Source organism: Nonomuraea sp. NPDC049784, assembly GCF_040659615.1.
In the GTDB taxonomy this organism is placed as follows: Bacteria; Actinomycetota; Actinomycetes; order Streptosporangiales; family Streptosporangiaceae; genus Nonomuraea.
The window spans coordinates 1-15,356 of sequence record NZ_JBFAMX010000231.1 but is presented as its reverse complement, the minus strand read 5'-3'; the positions used below and the strand labels follow the sequence as shown (position 1 = coordinate 15,356).

General features: G+C 71.0%; 10 protein-coding genes. All 10 read right to left on the bottom strand.

What is annotated here, in order from left to right; genetic code table 11:
- Positions 1-647: SDR family oxidoreductase (locus AB0J09_RS34800; RefSeq protein WP_360700267.1), on the bottom strand; the 647-nt coding region annotated here is incomplete at its 3' end.
- A 177-nt stretch (positions 648-824) separates the two neighbouring features.
- A complete protein-coding gene (locus AB0J09_RS34795) occupies positions 825-4,517 on the bottom strand; it encodes a fibronectin type III domain-containing protein (protein ID WP_360700264.1) in 3,693 nt (1,230 codons plus the stop codon).
- Entirely contained in the window at positions 4,514-5,335 is an 822-nt protein-coding gene (locus AB0J09_RS34790) for a carbohydrate ABC transporter permease (RefSeq protein ID WP_360700261.1), read from the bottom strand. The genes AB0J09_RS34795 and AB0J09_RS34790 overlap by 4 nt, the downstream gene beginning before the upstream one ends.
- Positions 5,332-6,231, bottom strand: coding sequence for a sugar ABC transporter permease (locus AB0J09_RS34785; RefSeq protein ID WP_360700258.1), 900 nt, complete (start codon positions 6,229-6,231; stop codon positions 5,332-5,334). The genes AB0J09_RS34790 and AB0J09_RS34785 overlap by 4 nt, the downstream gene beginning before the upstream one ends.
- 1 nt (position 6,232) lies before the next feature.
- Positions 6,233-7,564 (bottom strand): ABC transporter substrate-binding protein, encoded by a 1,332-nt coding sequence (locus AB0J09_RS34780; RefSeq protein WP_360700255.1) that lies wholly within the window; start codon positions 7,562-7,564, stop codon positions 6,233-6,235.
- Between the two features lie 20 nt (positions 7,565-7,584).
- Positions 7,585-8,811 carry an enolase C-terminal domain-like protein gene (locus tag AB0J09_RS34775; RefSeq protein WP_360700252.1) on the bottom strand — a complete coding sequence of 409 codons (1,227 nt, stop codon included), beginning with the start codon at positions 8,809-8,811 and terminating at the stop codon, positions 7,585-7,587.
- The gene (locus tag AB0J09_RS34770) at positions 8,808-11,597 is read right to left on the bottom strand and encodes a hypothetical protein (RefSeq protein ID WP_360700249.1); all 2,790 of its coding nucleotides are present in this window, start codon (positions 11,595-11,597) and stop codon (positions 8,808-8,810) included. The genes AB0J09_RS34775 and AB0J09_RS34770 overlap by 4 nt, the downstream gene beginning before the upstream one ends.
- Before the next feature lie 20 nt (positions 11,598-11,617).
- A complete protein-coding gene (locus tag AB0J09_RS34765; protein WP_360700246.1) occupies positions 11,618-13,333 on the bottom strand; it encodes a glycoside hydrolase family 36 protein in 1,716 nt (571 codons plus the stop codon).
- 97 nt (positions 13,334-13,430) lie between these two features.
- Positions 13,431-14,405 carry a LacI family DNA-binding transcriptional regulator gene (locus tag AB0J09_RS34760; RefSeq protein WP_360700244.1) on the bottom strand — a complete coding sequence of 325 codons (975 nt, stop codon included), beginning with the start codon at positions 14,403-14,405 and terminating at the stop codon, positions 13,431-13,433.
- Between the two features lie 116 nt (positions 14,406-14,521).
- Positions 14,522-15,356 (bottom strand): substrate-binding domain-containing protein (locus tag AB0J09_RS34755; RefSeq protein ID WP_360700241.1); only part of this gene is annotated, 835 nt, incomplete at its 5' end.

The following is a 15,356-nucleotide window of genomic DNA, read 5'->3' as shown; positions in this document are numbered from 1 at the left end:
CCCCAGTCGGCGAGCGTCCGCTCGACGCCCTCCGGGCTGCCGTCGCCGAACAGCCGCGCCGACTCGCGCAGCATCGGTGTGTCGACCGAGCCGGGGCTGACCGTGTTGACCCGCACGCCGTACCGCGCCTCGTCGACGGCCATCGAGCGGACCAGCGCCCCCAGGGCTCCCTTGCCCGCGGCGTATGCGGCGACGTTGGCCTGCGCCGCGGCCGCCTGGATGGAGGAGACCACGACGATCGCCCCGGCGGGGCTGCGCCGGAGCTGGGGAAGCGCCGCGCGGGCGGCCAGGTAGACGCCCTTGACGTTGACCGCGAACACCTCGTCCCAGAGCTTCTCCTCGGTGTCGGTCACGGTTCCGTAGCGCTGGATGCCCGCCGAGGTCACCAGCACATCCAACCGGCCGAACGCCGCCACTGTGGCGCGTACCGCCTCCTCCATCGCCGCGGCGTCGCTGACGTCGCCGGCGACCGGCACCGCCCTGCCTCCGGCCTCGGTGATGGCTCTGACCGTGGCGTGGGCGTCCATCTCTTCCAGGCCGTTGACCGCGACGGCGGCTCCACGGGCCGCGAGCAGCTCCGCGGTTGCCCGGCCGATGCCGCTCGACCCCCCGGTCACCAGCGCGACCTTCCCCGAGTTCTCCAGCAAGGTAGTTCCTTTCAGCCGAGTGGCATGGTGCAGAATCCGCCGCCGACGCGGTGGAGCAGCGGATCGGCGGTGTCGTAGGCGTCGGCCCCGTCGATGTCGAAGCGCTCGGTGGCCAGCAGCGGGCGGAGCGCCGTTCCGACGCGACCGGCTGCCCCGTGACGAGGATCCGTCGCGCCATCAGCGGCCTTCCGGATAGTGCGCCGGCGTCACCGGATCCGGGGTGTACGGGGGCCGGTTGTAGGTGTGCTGACGCCGGAACGCGTCCCCGACCGGGGGTTCCCAGTGCCGCCGGCTGCGGGGATCGGTGTCGACCGGGGGCGACTGCGGCCCGATGCCGTTGCCGTTTTCGGCGGCGACGGCGTACTCGAAGACCGTGACGTTCGCGGGCAGCTCCCCGGATGAGGGCTCGGCCAGGCCTGGGACCACGCCGTCCACGTCCTCGGTGGTCGTCAAGGCGAGCCCCGCGAAGACCTCGCGGTATGCGGCCTCGCCTGCGCGGCGCCGGTAGAGGCGATACCGGCTCGCGCCGAGCACCTCGCCCCACGTCGCGGTCACCCTGCCGTCCGCCAGCCGGAGCTTGAGCCCGTCGGGTGCCGAGGGAGGATCGGAGGTCACGTAGAGCGGGTAGTCAGGGCCGGGCTCGCCGTCGCCCGCGATGACGCGCACGTGGTACTTGGCTCCGTTGGCCAGGCCGCCCAGCGTGAACGGGCTCTGCCGGGCGGAGCCGGCGGTCTCCCACGTCGTGCCGCCGTCGGTGCTGAGCTGGATGTCATGGGAGTCCGCGGAGCCTGTGAAGTGCACGATGCACCCACCGCTGACGTTCTCGGTCCGCAGCACGCGTGAGGGGAGCGGGCGGGGCGTGCCCTGGGTGAGCTCCCACCGGTGCTGTCCCTCGGGCAGCTCGATGGACACCTCCTCGCCGCCGACCGGGGTGGTCCGCGCGGTGACGCCGTCGACGAAGACCCGCGCGCCGCCCAGGCCGCCCGCCACGCGCAGCCTCACCGTCACCGGTCGCCGTGCGGCATAGGTGCCCTCGATCGCGCGCGGCTCCCGGTAGTCGAGGCTGATGCCGAGCTCCTCGTCCCCGGTGGTCAGCGTGACCTCGTCGGTGCCGATGACCGTCCCGCGGAACAGCGCGAGCTGCCGCCGCCCGTCGTTCCACGTCCGGATGGCGCTCACCTCGCCGTCGTGGTGAACGACGTGGTCCACGCCATGCGCAGTGGTGATGCGCGCCCCCCGGGCGGTGGCGTCCACGGTGAGGTCGTCGCGGTGGCTGACGATCGCCATGATGTCGCCGTCGCCGCCCTCCACCCGCAGGATCCGCGAAGTCGGCGTCACGATCTCGTCGCCCTGCAGGAGATGGATGTACGGCATGCGGTCGGAAGGCTGGTCGAAGCTGTTCGCGTCGTGCCCGGTGGGCCGTGTCAGCGTTGACCAGGTCCAGACGGTGCGCTGGTTGGGCGTGAAAGCATCGTGGGTGACGATGTAGTCGGCCCCCATCAGCAGCACGCCGCGGCTCAGATACTCCTGAGCCACCGGGCTGGACGGATGCGGGACGATCTCGGCGAACTGCGCCCAGCCCAGGTCGTGGAAGGGCCGGTCGAGCGTGTTCTGCCCGATCGAACGGAACGCGCCGTCCTTCCACACCGCGCACGACGTGGCGAACGTGGCGTCGGGGACCCGCCGGTCACCCGCGTCCTCGGGCCCGTGGCCGCTGTAGGAGTGCCCGGCGGTGTAGTAATATAGGTGCCCGGAGCCGTTGTCGTCGGCGATGCCCCAGCGGTAGTTCGGCCCGTGGTCGACCTGCTGGAGGAAGACGGCCACCTCGGAGGGCAGGTCCACGTCGGCCCGCATCGTGATGCCGTAACCGGTGTACTTGGAGCTGCGCAGCCGGGGATTCGTGCCGCCGTTCCCCGCGGTCTCGACGAGGGGACGCCACGGATCCGGAGCCCCCGGATGGCTGTCCAGGTGCTTGGCCGCGTCGTCGCTGCCCCACAGCAGGTGCTCGGCCACGAGCGGCCGGTAGTTGCGCAACGCCTCGCCGAGCAGCCGCATCTCGATCGGGGGCCGCCGGGGCCAGAACGCGTGCGCGCCCTGCGCGGGATGCATGCGCAGTGGCCCGCTCTCGGAGGTCAGGATCGGCGGCGTCAGGGCGTCGACCAGCCACTCGCCGATCGCCGCGAACTCCGGCGTCGCCAGCCGGTTGCGCCCGTCGCTGCGCCGGGCCAGCGCGTTGCCCAGCGTCATCGGCCGCAGGAACGCCCAGACATAGGTGGACAGGCTCTCGGTCCACCGCCCTCCCGACGCCTCCACGCCGGGGCACGCGGGCCGAGTGTGGAAGCGCGCGGCCAGCTCGGCCACCTTCTCGAACTGGTCGAGCCAGCCGGCGGCGGCCTCGTGCTCGGGGAACAACCAGGCCAGGCAGGCCAGCGCCGCCTTCCCGTCAGCCAGGAAGTTGGGGTGCCCGCCGAACATCCGCAGCGTCGGCGTCATCTCCTCCTGCGCCGACACATACGCCGTGAGCAGGAGCAGCGCGTCCACGCGACGGCGATCCTCCGGTCCCAGCCCGCCGGCGAGCCGGTCGTAGCCGTCGAGGAACCGGTCGTAGAGCGGCCGCTGCCCGATATTGAGATACCCGGCATGGTCGTTGACGCCGCGCGCGATCAGCCGGGGGCCCTCCTCGCCCTCGAACAGCGCGGCCAGGAACTCCTCGGCGGTCTTGAACTCGCCCTCCGCGGCGACCCGTGAGGGACGCCTGCCGTCGTAGGAGAGGTTCCAGTCCTTGACGCGGTCCAGGCTGAGCGTGCCCTGCCAGTGGTGCAGGTCGCGCGCGTAGGTGTTCTGGAACGGGGTGGCCCGGCGACGCCGCTCGCGGTCGTAGAAGGCGACTCCGGTCACGCGGGTCCCCTCCCGCAACGGCCACGTCCAGCGCAGGACGCCCTCTTCGTACCGGAACCGGACCTGCAGCAGGTCCGACGAGGCCCAGGAGGCGTAGGCGCGGTCGTCCCACCGCGCGTGATCGCGGATGAAGACGCCCATGGCGTCCCCGGTCCTGTCGTCCCAGAACGCGGCGTGCGGCCGGACGTTCCACGCGAAGCTCGGCGCGTACGGGCCGAGGGTGAACAGGAAGTCCTCCTCCGGTCGTTCGGTACGGCCCGGCCCCGAGAAGTTCGGATCCTCGCCACTGTCGCCGATCGTCAGCGGCTCGTCGATGCCGGGCCACCGGTACGCCTCCGGGCTCCGCAACTCCTGCGATCCGGGCCAGACCGAGGAGAAGCGGTGCGTGGGGGAGCAGCCGGTCCACGAAAGCTCCCAGGCGGCGTCGAGCCCGGTCATCTCCTCCGACAACTGGGCCCAGTCGCAGTCCTGCAGGCAGCGGACCGTCACCGTGTAGCGCCCGCCGCAGGCGAAGTGGTAGACGATCTCGTAGTCCGCGAACAGCGGGCCGCTCTCGACCAGCCGCGCCTCGACGCCTTGGACACCGCCGCGGACCTCGGACCGCCCGACCCAACCGCGTCCCCGATCCCACGCCATCACCGGCCCGGGGGCGACGCTGTCGGCGCTCTGCGAGACGGGCAACCGTACTCGCAACAGACCGCTGTCGAGGACGACGTGGTCATCCGCGACCTCCACCCGCACGGGCCTGTCCGGCAGCGCCGGAGTCCCGGGGGAGAGCGTGTAGGAACGGGTCTGCCCGTCGGCGAAGAAACAGATCCCGTCCCCGGTTGTCTGGTATGGCACCGCCTGCCCGGCGTCGTCGATCAGCCGCAGCTCCCCGGGCCGTGGATCCCGGACCGGGTAGCGCAGCAGCGTCCGCGGCCAGGCGAACTCCGGATGCCCGATCACGTCCCGCACCGTGAACACCGTCACCTCGCCACCCCCCGGGTGCCGAGCCCCGCGCCCCCCGCGACCCCTTCGACCAGATGCCGCTGGAGCACGACGAACAGCAGCAGGATCGGCGCCGCGACGATGAACGTGCCCGCGGCGATCAGCGGCCAGTTCTGGGTGTGCTCGCCGAAGAAGGAGTACAGCCCCCGGGTAACCGGCCACAGCTGCTGGTCCGACAGCATGACCAGCGGCAGGATCAGGTTGTTCCAGGCGTGCACGAACCCGAAGATGGCGAACGTCGCCAGCGCCGGCTTCATCTGCGGGATGATGATCGTGAAGATGAAGCGGATGTAGCCGCAGCCCTCCAGCGCCGCCGCCTCGTCGATCTCCTTCGGGATGCCCTTGATGTAGCCGACGAAGAAGAAGAAACCGGCGCCGGACAGGCTGGTCAGGATCAGGTAGCCGGGCATGCTGTTGTACAGGCCCAGCGCCTGCGCCTCGATGAACAGCGGGATCAGGCCGCCGGGCAGGAAGCCGGAGAAGACGAAGAAGGCGTACACCGCGTTGGAGCGCTTGAAGTAGCCGCGCGAGACGGGGAACGCCAGGAAGACGCCGAGGATCAGCGTGACCGTGTCCGGGATGACCGCGTAGATGAGGCTGTTGACCATCTGGCGCCCGAAGTCGCCCTGGGTCCAGGCCGCGCCGAAGTTCTCCAGCGTCCACGGGTGCGGCAGCCCGGTCGGGTCCTGCAGGAAGCCGGTGAACGTCTTGAACGACTGCAGGAACATGTAGACCAGCGGCGCCGCGAACAGCAGCGCCGCGATCGCGAAGCAGAGCAGGTTGCGGCCCGTCGCCCTCACAGCTGGATCTCCCGCCTGCGCAGCGTGAACAGCAGCGTGCCGCCGATCACCAGGGTCAGGACGAACTGCAGCATCGCCAGCATCGAGCCGTAGCCGAGCTGGCTGGTGCCGCCGAACGCGGAGTCGAACATGTACAGCCCCAGCGTCTTGGTGCCGAAGTTGCCGCCGGTCAGCACGAGGATCAGCGCGAACTCGCCCAGCGCGCCCATCGCGGTCAGGAAGATGTTGACGGTGGTGGCGGGGGCCAGCAGCGGCCACGTGACGTGCAGGAACGCCCGCCAGCGGCCGGCGCCGTCCAGCGCCGCCGCCTCGTACACCGGCCTCGGGATGTTCCGCAGGCCCGCGATGTAGATCAGCATCGAGTACCCGGCGAACATCCAGATGTTGACCAGCATCACCAGCGGCAGCGCCAGCGTGCTGTCACCCAGGAACGCCGTCGTGCTGTCGAAGACCGTCTGCCACACCGTCTCGGCAGGGCCGGTGACCGGGTCGAGGATGAGCGCGAACACCGTACCGACCACCGCGACCGAGAAGATCTGCGGCATGAAGATCAGCGCGCGGTAGAACGTGTACGAGCGCCCGGGGCGGTTGAGCAGCATCGCCAGCCCCAGGCCTACGAGGTTCTGCAGCACAGTCACGCCGATCACGTAGATCAGCGTGATTTTCAGAGAATCCCACACCTGCGCAGACAGCGCGGTGAACGCCGTCGTGTAGTTGCACAGCCCGCAGAAGTTGAGCGGCGTGCCCGGCATCCCGGAGTATTGCGTGAAGGAGTATCCGATGGTGGCCAGCGACGGGTAGAGCCCGAACAGCAGCCACCCGATCCCGGGGATCGCGATGCTCGCCCACGGGATCCACCGCCGGGTACGCCGGGTTCCGAAGGGACTACCAGCCACGTTATCGGCCTACCGACTTGCTGTAGGCGGACGCCGAGCGCTGCAGGATGGCCTCCAGGCCGTCCGGGCCGATCGGCGCGAGCTTGTAGAAGTCGGGGCCGGCGGCGTCGAGCGGCGCGCCCGCCGGGACCCACGGCGGGGTCAGCTGCGTGAACGAGTCGGCGCCGTGCGCGTTCAGCCAGTCCATCCAGGGCAGCCCGGTGTTCTGCAGCGCGGGCTGCGTCGAGAGCGAGCCGGTCAGCTTGAGCCACTGCTGGTAGTTCTCCGGCTCGGAGAACATCGCCAGCCACTGCATGGCCAGGTCCTTGTGCGGGGCCGAGGCAGGGACGACCCAGGTGAGGTCGGGCTTGAACGCCACCCGGTTGGCCGCGGCGTCGTCGGTGCCCGGCAGGGTGAAGAAGCCGAGGTTCAGCTTCGGATTGGCCTGCTGGATGGTCAGGCCGTCCCAGGAACCGTCGACGAGGAAGGGGTAGTCGTCCGTCTTCACCGCCCACACGCCGGGCGCGGTCTGCTGGTCGATGCCCGAGGCGGCGGGCACGACGTACTGCATGACCTTCGCGTAGCGGGCGCCGACCTCCTTGTAGATCGGGTCGGTCCACTTCTGGGTGCCGTCCCAGAACGCCTTCGCGCGGTCGGCGGAGATCTGCACGGATTCGGTGGCCTTGCGGCCCTTCATCATGAGCTGGTTCTCGATGCCCTGCCAGATGCCGCCCTGCATGCCGACCTTGCCCGACAGGAAGATCGGCGTCTTGCCCGCCGCCTTGAGCTTGGCACAGGCGTCCAGGAACTCCTGGAACGTGGTCGGTACGGCGATGCCGTACTGGGCGAGCAGGTCCTTCTTGTACCAGACTGCCCCGGCGGCGGCATAGCTCGCGGCCATGACCCCGTAGACGCCGCCCTTGTAGCCCACGGCCGCGGCCTGCGTGGCCGCGTCGTAGTTCTTCATGAACGGCTGATCCTTGAGGTCGGTGAGCTGGCCTGCCGTGATGAGCGCGGCCGCGCCGGCGGGCTGGATCTTGGTGAACTCCGGCGGGAAGCCGCCCTGAGTGGGGGCGAACCTGGCCAGCACGTCCACCGACTTGGCCTGCAGGAGGCTGTTGGACAGCTGGGCCCACGCGCCGTTGGCGGTCGCGGTGCTCTGCAGCTTGACGGTGACGCCCGGGTGGGCCTTCTCGAACTTGGCGTTGAGCTGCTTGACGAACTCGATGGCGCCCGGGTTCGTCCACTGGGCGACGACCAGCGTGGTGGTCTTGGGCGCGGAGGAGGAGTTGCCGGTGGTGCATCCGGCGAGCGTGAGGGCGATCGCCACGGCGACCGGCAGACGGGTTCTCATGGGAGATGCTCCTTGGGGGGTTACGGCCGCTGGAGAGCGCCGTCGGCTCTCCGCGGTGGCCGCCAGGCGGAGGTGGCGGCCGGGGGATACTTCTCGGCCAGGCGCTCGTCGAGGTCGACGCCGAGCCCGGGCCGGTCGCTCGGCCACAGGTGGCCGTCGCGGATCTCGGGGCAGCCCGGGAAGACCTCCCGTACCCGCTCGCCGAACAGGTGCTGCTCCTGGATGCCGAAGTTCGGGCCGGCCAGGTCCAGCGCGAGGTTGGCGGCGTGACCGATCGGCGAGACGTCGCCGGGGCCGTGCCAGGCGGTGCGTACCCCGAACGCCTCGGCCAGGTTCGCCAGCCGCCACGCCGGGGTGATGCCGCCGATCGCGGAGATGTGCACCCGGACGAAGTCACACAGCCGCTCGGCGACCACCGGCCGGTACTCGGCCGGGTTGACGAACAGCTCGCCGATTGCGATCGGCGTGGCGCACTGGGCGCGGATTGCCCGCAGCCAGTCCAGGTCCTCCGGCGCCACCGGGTCCTCGAGGTAGAACAGGTCGTACGGCTCCAGCTCCTTGGCCAGCCGTACCGCCTCGGAGGGGTGCACGCGCTCGTGCACGTCGTGGATCAGCTCCACCTCCGGGCCGAGCTCGCTCCGCAGGTGCTCGAACAGCCCGCGCACCGTGCGCCGGTAGGCGGCGGGGTCCCAGATGTTGGGAGCTCCGGCCGTGCTGGGCGCGCCGTACGTGCCGCCGCCGGGCACGGCCACCTGGCAGCGCACGTGCCGGTAGCCCGCCTCGAGGAACTCCCGCACCTCCTCGGCGACCGCCATGGCGTCGACCCCGGCGGCGTGGGCGTAGAGAGGCACCGCCGTACGGCAACGCCCGCCGAGCACCTGCCACACGGGCAACCCCGCGACCTTGCCCTTGATGTCCCACAGCGCCATGTCCACCCCGGACAGCGCGTTGTTGAGCACGGGTCCCGAGCGCCAGTAGCCGCTGACGTGCAGCGTGCCCGTGATGTCGGTGATGTCGGCCGGGTCGCGGCCGATGAGCTGGGGCGCCAGGTATTCGTCGACCGCGGTGCGGACGGCCTTGGCACGCTGGGTGAACGTGGCGCAGCCGAGGCCGTACAGGCCGGGTTCGCTGGTGTCCACACGGACCACGGCCAACGTTGTCCCGGCGGGGGCGGTGAGGATGGTCCGCACGCCGGTGATGCGGAGGCCGGAGCCGTCCGCCCAGGGCGGGTTCGGGAGGTCGATCATCGGCCCATGCCCCAGCGGGTGTCGACGCGTCCGCCGGTGTACTGCGCGCCGGTGCCCCAGAAGGGGGCGAAGTTGTAGCAGCCGGAGGCTGGGGCCTCGTTCTGCGCGGTCCAGTACGTGGTGCCCGCGCCGCCGGTCCCGGAGTCCTGCACCTGGACGCCCATGGTCGCCTCGTGCGCCTGGCCCTCCTGCAGTGCCTTGACCGCGGCGGCCAGCTCGGGGAGCTGGTCCCAGGCCAGCGAGACCTCGTAGGTGGTGACCTTCGCGGCCTCGTCCCGCGTGACCTGGATCCGGCCCTCCTGTGCGGTCATCGTTCCCAGCGGCGTCGGGAGGGGCGCGTTGGTGGGGTAGTAGGTCTGGTAGTTGGTGCCGGGGGCGAGCTGGCGGTGCAGCTCGGGCACGCCGCCCTTGGCCAGCGTCGCCACGAACAGGTGCGAGATCGAGCTCAGCGCCTTGTCGTAGTGCGGGTCCCCGGCGAGCAGGTCTTCGGTCTTGTCCTTGAGCGCGTCGAAGGCGAGCTGGATGCTGTCGGCCTTGAACGGGAACAGGTAGCCGTTGACCGCGAACGGGTCGTTCGACACCTGCAGATCGTCCTCGATCCGCGCCCTGACATGCAGGAAGTCGGCATCCCACGCGGTCTGGAGGGCGTACTCCTTCGCGCCCGCCGTCATGGTCACCGGAATGACCCCGTCCCACTGGCCAGGGGTCGCCATGAACGGGGCGTAGGCGACCTGCACGGCCCGCGACCCCTCCTGCCGGAAGCCGTTCCTGGCGGGAATCGTGGCCTCGAAGCCGACGGTGTAGCGGTTCTTCGGATCCACCCGCACGGAGATGACCGGAAATTTCACGACCCGTGCCTCGCCGGGCTCCAGGTTCGGGACAGCGCTTGTCCGATGGTCGGCCTTCCACCCCTCGGGCGGGGTGATGCGGAGGTCGGCGTGCACGGTGTGCGGGGAGAGGTTCTCGACGCGCACGTCGATGGTGCTGTCGCGGCTCACCGGCTTGGTGAACGGCAGCGGCGTGATCTGCAGCGGCGTGTCGTAGGCGAACTCCGCGCCGGTGGTGAGCGCGGCCTTGAGCTCCTCGGGGCTCAGGTCGCTGTCGAAGTACAGCACCTCCCACGGCGACAGCTCCAGCGTGGCGTGCTCCGCCTTGCCGTCGAACAGCCGGCCGCCCAGGTAGTCGTAGACCCGGATGCCGCGGGCGTCCGTCAGCCTCAGCGTGCCCTTGTGCCCGGCCTCGGGGTGCTCCATGGTGCCGTCGAAGAGCTGGTCGGCGTAGAGCGCGGCCCGCCCGCGGCCGCCGGCGTGCTCGAACAGGAACCCCCAGGTGGACCTGGCCTTCGGGTACAGCTCGGTGAGCAGCTCGCAGTCCTCGAGCAGCGCCGTCATCGTGGCGTAGGCGACCACCGCGGGCAGCGGGCTCTTGGTCTGGATGTCGTAGATGTTGAACTCCTGGCCGGAGTACCCCTTGTCGTAGCAGAGCGAGAACCAGAAGATGCGGATCGGCGAGTCCTCCTCCGCCCCCGCCAGCATGTGCAGCAGATACGTCGGCGCGAGCGTCCTGGCCACGCCGTACCCGGCCTGCTCGGGCGGCAGGTCGGGGAAGGAGTACTTCGTCGCGGTGCCCAGCTCGGTCTGCCACTGCCCGGCCCGGCCGCCGGTCCTGGACCAGAGCTTGTCCATCTTGATCTGGGTCTTGGCCATCGCGTACTGCGTGGCGTCCGGATAGCCGTAGGCGTGGTTGACCGAGCCGTCCATGTAGCCGGTGTCCTTGGAGCCCTTGGCGTACACGATGTCGCGGTTGTAGGAGACCGAGCCGCCGCCGATCAGGTTCACGTCAGGGTAGAGCGGCTTGACCCGGTCCCAGATCAGCTTCGTCATGTCCCGGTAGTCCTGGGCGTCGCCGGTCATCCAGGCCCAGCCGTGCACCCACGGCTCGTTCCACACCTCCCAGTTCTTGACCAGGTCCTGGAGGGGGGCGATCGCGTGGAAGACCATGTCCGCGTGCGCCACCATGTCCTTCGGGCGGTTCTGGTGCGGCCGCAGCGGCTTGCCGTCGGGGCCCGGCTGGACGTTCCACGACATGTTGTAGTTGATGAACCCGGTGGGTTCGATGCCGTAGCTGCGCCACTCCAGGACCTCGGCGCGCGCCCTGTCGATGTCCGCCTGCCCCCAGAACCTGCCGGGTCCGGGGGAGACGACGTCCGGCAGCACGGACAGGACCCCGCGCGTCCACTTCACACCCATGCGCTGCGCGATCCGCTTGGTGACCAGCGGGGAGGACTCGCCGCGGATCCCCATGCCGAAGCAGGAGCCGGGGCGTGCGTCCTGGATCGTCGGGCGGAGCACGCCGAGACCGTGCGTCTCATCGAGGAGCTTCGAGCCCGCCGCGTTGGTGACCGTGACCGCGACCGCGTAGTAGTCGGGGCCGAAAGCGCCCAGCGGGATGCTGGTCGTGCTCGCCTGCCCCGCGGGCGCGGTGAAGGCGGTCTGGCCCTTGGCGACCTCCTTCGTGCCGCGGGCCGACATCGCCCAGGTGATGGTGCCGCTCAGCGCGGCCGGGCTGTTGAACGTCACCGTCAGCACCGGGGACGCCGTGCCCGCCTGGCCGATCGGGTACAGGCCGGTGGGGTCGGCGTAGTTGACCTCGACCAGCGGCGGGGCGGCCGCTGCCGTGGTGTCGGCCGATGCCCGCGTGGCGGGGCTCGACCAGGCCAGGGCGATGGCGGTGGCGGTGCCGTACCGCATGACTTGACGACGGGTGAAGTGCTGGGGATCGGACATGGTCGGGCCTCCAGAGCGGGTCAGACCGGCTTGATCAGGCACAGGCCGGACGGGGGGACGGCCAGCCACCGCGGGCCGGGTTCCAGGCGCGCGGTGTCGGAGCGGACCGGGGTGCCGCAGGTGTCCCAGAGGTCGAGACGGACCGCGGCGGGGCGGGTGAAGTCGAGAAGGACGCGTTCGGCGCCGGTGTTGTTGACCACGGCGATCTCGGCGAACCGGGTGGGGTCCACCGAGGCCGCGCGGCCGCGGGCGTGGTAGGTGATCACCGCCCGCGCGGCATCGCTCGCGATGACCACGGGATGGAGCTCGTCGGGCCGTCCCGCGTCCAGGGCGCCGAGCATGAGAACGTCGCGGTACTCCCGCCAGAACGCCAGCCAGAAGGCGGTCATCGCGCGGTGGTCCGCGGGCAGGTCAGCGAGCCTGACCGAGATCTGCGGTACGGCATGCAGGACCGAGAGCACCTGGCGGGCCGCGACCTGGGGCGTCGCCCGCGGATCCCACATGAGCATGTCCGAGTGGACAGCGCTTTCCCGACCGGCAGCGGAAAGGTCCAGGGTCCGCACGCGGTTCGCGGCCGCGTCGGCCGGGCAGTCGCCGGCGCGCAGCAGGTTGCCGAACTCCCGCATGGCCGGGCCGGTGTACGGCTGGCGCAACTCGATCAGCAGGTCCGCGCCGCGGATGGCCCGCAGCCGGTCGCGCAGATCCGTGAGCAGGGTCCGCATCGCCTCTCCCACGTCGTCGTACACCCGGGCCGCGTCGAGAAAGTCGATCTTCAGACCGTCCAGGCCGTACCGGTCGACGAACCTTACGCAGGTGTCGACGACGAAGCGCCGGACCTCCTCGTGCCGGGGGTCGAGGACGTGGCAGCGCCACCGCGGCACGGCGTGCGGCGCGAAGGCGGCGAGCCGGCCGCGGGCCGCACTGTCGTCGCCGAGGAGCAGCGGCGCGATCCAGGCCAGGTACTTCAGGCCGAGCTCGTGCACCGTCGCGACGTGCGCGCCGAAGTCGGGGAACTTCTCCGGATCGGGTTCCCAGTCGCCGCAGCCCGCGTAGCCGCCGCCGTGCGCGCCACGCTGCCACCCGTCGTCGAGGATGAGGAGCCCGCAGCCCGCCTCGGCCGCGAGCCGGGCCTCCGCCTCGATGGCGGTGGCGCGGACTTCCTGGTGGTAGGAGTACCAGGTCGAATACGCCGGAACGCGTCCCGCCTCGGGAACCGGGAGAGCGGCGGAGCCCGACTGCCAGCGCGTCAGCGATCGCACCGTCTCCCCGAACGCCGCTCCCGGGGCCGCGATCCGGATGCGGCAGACATCGTCGGAACGCAGATCCATCGCCAGCCAGACGCCGAACCGTCCGTCGCGTTCCCTGACGCCGAACCGGACGCGGGTATCGGGGACGAGGCGGTCCGCGGCGAATCCGAGGACTGAGCGCCCCGAATCGTCGTAGAGGCAGCCCAGCGGCACCGAGTCGACGAGGCCGACAGTGCGCCAGCCGCTCATCCAGTCCGCCTCCAGGTGCCGGTCCCAGCCCGCTCCGGGATGCCAGAACCCGACGGCACCGCCGAGCGCGACATCCAGGCGTAATAACGTTGTCTCAGAATCCGACCCGACGACCACGAAGGAACCGCCGGGGGACAGGAGGGGCGCCGGACCGGGCGTCAGCCGAGTGACGGCGAGTCCGTGCAGGTGAAGGGCACTATCGTCGGTCCATAGCCAACGTAGGTCGGCGAGGTCCGCCATCGTCGCTCCTCTCGGGGGGCTGGAGGAACCATAACGACGGCGAGACAACGTTGTCTAGAGTTCGACGCACCCCCGTAACGTCGACGGGTCAGCGGCCTCAGCCCGCGCTGCGCACCGCGAGCTCGGTGGGAACGACGACCTTCCGCGGCCGTGATCGGTCTCCGGCGATGCGCCTGAACAGCAGTTCGGCGCCCATCCGGCCGATCTCGCGCACGTCGTAGGACACGACCGTCAGCCGCCACGGGACGAAGCCCGCGGTCTCGAATTCGTCGAAGCCGACCAGCTCGACCGGCTCGGTCCTGCCGTTCAGCGCACCGAGCGCGCCGAGTGTCAGCCGGTTGTTCAGGGCGAAGATCGCGGTGGGCGGCTCGGGGCCGTCGAGCATCCGTGCGACCGCGGCCTGGGCGTCGGGCACGGTGTGCAGGCCGTACTTGACGAGGTCGGCACGGTAAGGCACCCCGGCTTGCTCGAGCGCCTGCTCTGCGGCGGCGAGCCGGTCGGCCATCGTGGAGATGCTCAGCCAGTCGGAGATGACGCCGATGCGTTCGTGCCCGGCGGCCACCAGGCGCTCGACGGCCTGCCGCGCCCCGGCCGCGTTGTCGATCAGGACGGTGTCGGCCAGCAGGTTGCGCGGCGGCCGGTCCAGGAAGACCACTGGGATGCCGCGCTCGATCTCCGGGCGCAGATAGACGTGATCGGCGTCGGCGGCCGGGACCACCAGCAGGCCGTCGACCCGCCGCTGGCACATCTCCAGCAGCAGGGCCCGCTCCCGCTCGGCGTCCTCCTCGGAGCTGGCCGTGATCAGCATGGTGTCGTGTTCGAGGGCGTACTGCGCGGCGGCCGCGGCGATGCCGGCGTAGAACGGGTTCGCCAGGTCCTCGATGAGCAGGCCCACGGTCGCCGAGGTGCTGCCCGCGCGCAGGTTTCTGGCCATGTCGTTGCGCCGGAAGCCCAGCTCGGAAACCGCGGCCAGGACCCGCTCGGCCAGCTCGGGGTCGACCGTGGGCACGTTGTTCACCACGCGCGAGACAGTCTTCAGGCTGACGCCCGCCAGCCGGGCGACGTCAGTCATGGTCGGACGGCGCGGCCCGGCACCTCCCGCGCTGGGCGTGCTCACCTGGGTCTGGCTCCTTCCGGTCCGCGACGCTCAGGCGGTGGTGCCGACGTTGTCTCGTCCGGACGCTGCGGTCATATCATAGGCGGCGCCGTGGACGCGCGCACGACGAGCCTGCTGGCCATCACGGTCCTGTCCCCGGGCGGCCGCCTGCCTTCCAGCACGTCGAGCAGGATCTGCGCGGCACGCCGTCCCAGGTCCACGCTCTGCAGCGCGACGCTGGTCAGCGGCGGATCCGACAGCGCGGCGGCGGAGGTGTCGTCGAATCCCGCGACCGACACCTCACCCGGTACGGCACGTCCGTGCTCCCGCAGCCACCGGCACACGCCGAGAGCCATGCCGTCGTTGAAGGCGAAGACGGCGGTCGGCGGCTCCGGGTGGTCGAAGAGCCGCGCGGCGGCGCCGTACCCGGACTCGGCGGTGAAGTCCCCGTGGACGGTCAGCTCGGCGGGCAGCCCGAGCCGCGCGTCGCGGAACGCGCGCTCGACGCCGCGCATGCGGGCGGCCATGGCCAGGCGGTTCTCCGGCGGCCCGTTGACGACGCCGATCCGGCGGTGCCCGAGCGCGAGCAGGTGCTGGGTGACGGCGTAGGCGCCACCCTCGTCGTCGGGGTGGACCATGGTCAGGGCGTCCTCGGCGTAGCCGATCACCACGGCCGGATAGCCCAGCGCGACCAGCTCCGGCAGTGCCCGCACCCCGGCGCCCGCCTCCACGAGCAGCCCGTCGACCAGGCGCCGCCGGTCGAAGCGGCGATAGGCGGAGGCTGCGCCGCCGGACGGCTCACGGGTGGACAGCAGCAGCCCGTAGCCGCGCGCGGCCAGCTCCTGCTCCGCGCCTGCGATGAGGCGGATCAGGTGGTCGTTGGCGAGGGCGAACCCCGGGTCGTGCGGCACCACCAGGCCCACGACC

Excerpts from the sequence above, each read along its gene's own strand:
- AB0J09_RS34780 (WP_360700255.1), bottom strand. The coding sequence starts at position 7,564 with ATGAGAACCCGTCTGCCGGTCGCCGTGGCGATCGCCCTCACGCTCGCC.
- AB0J09_RS34760 (WP_360700244.1), bottom strand. The coding sequence starts at position 14,405 with ATGACTGACGTCGCCCGGCTGGCGGGCGTCAGCCTGAAGACTGTCTCG.
- AB0J09_RS34770 (WP_360700249.1), bottom strand. The coding sequence starts at position 11,597 with ATGTCCGATCCCCAGCACTTCACCCGTCGTCAAGTCATGCGGTACGGC.
- AB0J09_RS34765 (WP_360700246.1), bottom strand. The coding sequence starts at position 13,333 with ATGGCGGACCTCGCCGACCTACGTTGGCTATGGACCGACGATAGTGCC.
- AB0J09_RS34775 (WP_360700252.1), bottom strand. The coding sequence starts at position 8,811 with ATGATCGACCTCCCGAACCCGCCCTGGGCGGACGGCTCCGGCCTCCGC.